This is a genomic window from Streptomyces iconiensis (genome assembly GCF_028657195.3).
GTDB classification, from domain to species: Bacteria; Actinomycetota; Actinomycetes; order Streptomycetales; family Streptomycetaceae; genus Streptomyces; species Streptomyces iconiensis.
On sequence record NZ_JANCPR020000121.1, the window covers coordinates 1 to 953 of the forward strand.

At 69.6% G+C, this 953-nt stretch carries 1 protein-coding gene; it reads left to right on the forward strand.

Annotated features, from left to right (window positions below):
- A partial coding sequence (locus NMN56_RS42940) for an FtsK/SpoIIIE domain-containing protein (RefSeq protein ID WP_283742582.1) occupies window positions 1-953 on the forward strand: 953 nt, incomplete at both ends.

Genomic DNA, 953 nt, shown 5'->3' on the forward strand with positions numbered 1-953 from the left:
GGTCATCGCCTCGGTGGTGTGGGGTGCGGGCAAGGTTGTGGCGCCGTGGCTGGTGCTGCTGACGCTGTGGAACATCGGCCGCGCCCGCAGCGCCGCACCCGCCTGGGCACTCCCGGCCAACGAGCGCAGCAGCGAAGGGGAGCCGATCACCCCGTCTATCGTGGTCCAGGCCCTGCGCAACCTGGGTATCGCACCGCTGCGCGGGGCCATCAAGGAGATGGAGGACGCCGGCGCCGGCATGCTCGGTCCGATCCGGATCGCGGGCTGCGGCGTGGAGGTGGATGTCACCCTGCCGTCCGGGGTCTCCACCAACGAGGTCCAGCAGCGGCGCCGCAAGCTGGCGGAGAACCTGGCCCGGCATGAACACGAGGTGTTCATCACCATCCCCGAAGCCGCCCGTACCGTGCGGCTGTGGGTGGCCGACTCCGGCGCGCTGGACGAGCCGATCGGCCCCTCACCGCTGGTCACCGACGTGGAAGCGGTCGGGGATTACAAGGGCGGCCGTGCCCCGTGGGGCCAGGACCTGCGCGGGGATGCCGCTTTGATCAGTCTCTTCCAGCGGCACATGCTCATCACGGGCCTGTCCAATCAGGGCAAGACCGCCGCGCTGCGGGCGCTGGCGCTGTGGCTGGCTCTGGATCGCAGCGTGGAATTCCGCATCGGGGACCTGAAGGGCGTCGGGGACTGGAAGCCGTTCGAGGGCATTGCCAGTGTCCTGATCGAGGGGCCGACCGATGAGCACGTCGCGCAGGTCGTGGACATGCTCGAAGAGGGTGTTGCCGAGATGGAGCGCCGCATCATGGCCCCGGCCGGCACGACGTTCCGGCCGCTGATCCTGCTGGTGGACGAGGCGCAGGTGGCGTTCATGTGTCCCGCGCTCAGCGAGGATGACCGGCCCGTGGACGAGAACGGCAAACCGATCGGCGCTGTGGACAAGCGGCCGTTGGGTGGGA